Annotated in this window: 4 protein-coding genes; all 4 read right to left on the reverse strand. The window is 43.8% G+C overall.

Features of this window, described 5'->3' with window-relative positions:
* Positions 1–100: 100 nt before the first annotated feature.
* On the reverse strand, positions 101–634 hold the full coding sequence (locus KIH86_RS18930) for a SoxR reducing system RseC family protein (protein WP_223083734.1): 534 nt from the start codon (positions 632–634) through the stop codon (positions 101–103).
* A 2-nt stretch (positions 635–636) separates the two neighbouring features.
* Positions 637–1308: a hypothetical protein gene (locus KIH86_RS18935; protein WP_223083733.1), complete on the reverse strand. Its 672-nt coding sequence runs from the start codon at positions 1306–1308 to the stop codon at positions 637–639.
* Between the two features lie 193 nt (positions 1309–1501).
* Entirely contained in the window at positions 1502–2572 is a 1071-nt protein-coding gene (locus KIH86_RS18940) for a HAMP domain-containing sensor histidine kinase (protein ID WP_223083732.1), read from the reverse strand.
* Positions 2569–3243 carry a response regulator transcription factor gene (locus KIH86_RS18945; protein ID WP_223083731.1) on the reverse strand — a complete coding sequence of 225 codons (675 nt, stop codon included), beginning with the start codon at positions 3241–3243 and terminating at the stop codon, positions 2569–2571. The genes KIH86_RS18940 and KIH86_RS18945 overlap by 4 nt, the downstream gene beginning before the upstream one ends.
* Positions 3244–3269: the final 26 nt, after the last annotated feature.

A 3269-nucleotide genomic window follows, 5' to 3' on the forward strand; every position in this document is an offset into this window, starting at 1 on the left:
AAAATCAGACAGCCTAAGAACAGGACAATAAGCTTTCCTATCATACATTTTCAACTCCTGTGGCGAGGCTTATCTCGCTAATATAATAGCAGCGCTTAAACTATCTGGAGAGCAACTCGTTGCCTTTCTCACACACCTTATAAATTTCATCATATTTTTGATCAATCAGTGGCGTTAGTTTCGCTGTTTTCTTGTTGTGAATACTTCGATAACTGAGATAGGGGATTATCCAGCCAATAAATCCGGGAATGGCCAGAATAATGGAAAGAGTCAGCATGTCATCCAGATAAGCAAACACAGAGCCGGCCATAAACGCTGTCCCAATCAGACCGATTACATAAGCGATGGCGGAAGCACCAATCACCTTGGAGCGTTCCAAGGTTTCAATTTCCGAAACACATGCCCCAAACTGGCGCTCCAGACGAGTTAGTTCAGCTTTATTGCGAATTTTCCGGTCTCGCTTAAACTTCAAGGTGACAGAACCAATGGGATGGGATGGAGTGGAGGTTCCTTCCAGCATCCAGCCGAAATGAGGATATCCGTCGGTATATACCGACTCCATACTAGATTTTACTGTAATGTCTTTGTACTCATAACCTACAAATTGATGCTCGTTTTTAATAATCTCGCTCATTTTCATTCTCCTTTACTTTCAGGAATGGGCAGCTTAACATTCTGCAGCTTGAAAGCAGTGCTTTCAAAGCTTCCCTTGGTAGACGGCTCCTGGTCGGTAATTTTGCCGGCCGACTGCCACTCCAGACAAACCCCTGTTTCAGTGTCGATGGCAAAAGTATACGTTTGGGAGAACAGGGGCATCTTCATTGTCATTTCATAGACATGCGTTTTACGTCCAAGAATATCCTTCTCGCCGATAAATTTAGCCTGGCCGCTCTCCGCTGCTGCCGATCTATTGGCATATTCCATAAAATCATTTGTTGCTTCATTTACAAACTTTTTTGTATAGTGATTCGTATCCGACTCAATAAAATTCCCGTCTTGATCCGCTTTGAACTGCAAGTAGCCTTCACCGTCAGGAACGAACAGCATCTGTTCCGAACCTGACCTAAAGTAAATCGTTCCCTCCGAATCTTGTCCGCGAGAGACTTCCACCAATCTGCCGTCATCCGTTTCCGCCTCATACGTAATCAGGTATTCATCTGGAAGCTGGACGCTTTGGGACCAATTCTTCGCCAAATTAGCCACACTACCATTTGTTTGAATAGGATCACTACAAGCGGCGAGGGTGAATACAGCGATAAGCGCAGTGATTAGCATCGAGCAAATCCTAAGTTTTGTTTTGTTGATCATGCTTTGTCTCCCGTTTCTGTTTAAATTTTATGAATTCCGAATGAGCGATTCATAAGATGGACTTATCTTACCGTCAACTTGTTTACAAGTTGCTTCCGAGTTGTTTGAGAAATATTAATGCTAAGGAGGCGGCAAAAAAACAGCCTGAATTCGCAAATTGGAATTCAGGCTGTCTAGGGGTAAGTTTTTATATTCATGGTTCCACTTTCAACTTCACTGTGAATGTTGATCCTTCTCCAAGTTCACTTTTTGCCGAAATAACACCGCCTACCAGTTCTATGACTCGCAGCGACAGCGCAAGACCAAGCCCGTTACCTTCTCCGGAGTGGGATGTATCTCCTTGATAAAACTTATCGAAGATATGCTTTAATGTCATTTCATCCATACCACATCCGGTGTCGGAGACACTGACCGTAATCGTATCCTCATCGGAAGTCTGGGTTAAGGTAATGGTTCCTCCAGGGGGTGTGAATTTCACCGCGTTCGAAAGGAGATTATGCCAGACGATTTCCAGCATACTTTGCTCGGCATGAATAACGGCGCGGTCCTCGATATCGACTACAAGCTCGATATTTTTTTCTTCCCATGCGTTTTCAAAGTAAATAATGCATTCCGCCAATTGTCTGCATACATCATAGGGCTTAGCGGCGTGACCGATTTCCTGATTTTCTAACTTATTGAGCTTCAGAATGTTCATCACCAGTGTCGTTAATTTCTTTGAAGCCGTGATGATCGTTTCCGAATAATCCTTGCGGAGCTCCGGAGATAGTTCATCCTTTTGCAGAGCCATCGCATAGCTTTGAATTACGGACAGCGGAGTCTTGATCTCATGGGACACATTCGAAATAAAATCATTCTTCAGCGTTTCAATGCTGCCCAGTTCCTCAACCATCTTGTTAAAATCCTCAAACATTGCATCAATATAATCCCTTTTGTCCGTACGGTGGACGGGCTCCAAGTAGACCGAAAAATCGCCTTCGGCCACTTGCTTGGCAGCTATACTGAGCTTGTGCAGCGGCTTACCAAAGTGTTTATTTTTCTGATAAGAAGTAAGAAGGCAGAAGATAAGGCTCACAATGATCCAGTACCCCATCATCCCCATAAGATATGGAGTGGGAACACTTTTGCCTACAGGATTATAAGCATCATAGATCATCGCCTGGCCGGCAGTCAGAGTGGATAGAACAAAATAGGTGATCAAAAACCCTTTCCAGGATATGCTCTTTGTATTGAACCGGCGATCCTGCTTTGATTTTTTTCTCATTGCTGCAGCACTGCCTTATAGCCAAGTCCATGAACCGTTACAATCTTAAAATCCTCACACTCCGAGAATTTGTCCCGAAGCTTGGCGATATACACATCGACGGCACGCAGGCTGGTTTCACTGTCGATTCCCCAGAATTCATCCATTAGTTGAGCGCGGGAAAAGGTATGTTTGGGATAGGAGAGCATTTTGTAGAGAATGTTGAATTCCCGGACTGTAACCTGAATTTCATTGCCACCAACTGTCGCAGTTCTTTCATCTGCATCCATCACAAGATCTCCAACTGTTAGCTTGCGTTCATGGGCAATGTTTGCCCGTCGGAGCAGAGCGCCTACTCGCAGAACCAGTTCGTCCATGTTAATCGGTTTTACCATATAATCGTCAATTCCGGCACGGAAGCCTTTTTGTTTGGAGGAAATGTCGTCTCTGGCCGTTACAAACAGAATGGGGATCGTTTTGTTGATCTCACGCACCGTTTCAGCAAACTCGAACCCGTCAATTTCCGGCATCATAACGTCTGAAATGATTAAGTTATACAAATGATTGTACATTAAATCATAAGCTTCACGAGGGTTTAGGCATCCTTTAGTGCTGTACCCGTTATTGGATAAATAGGTACATATGATCTGATTCAGCTTTATATCATCTTCAACCACAAGAATATCGAGCATAATGACTTCCTTTCAAAGGCGAAATT

Source organism: Paenibacillus sinensis (genome assembly GCF_019904155.1).
GTDB classification, from domain to species: domain Bacteria; phylum Bacillota; class Bacilli; order Paenibacillales; family Paenibacillaceae; genus Paenibacillus_AQ; species Paenibacillus_AQ sinensis.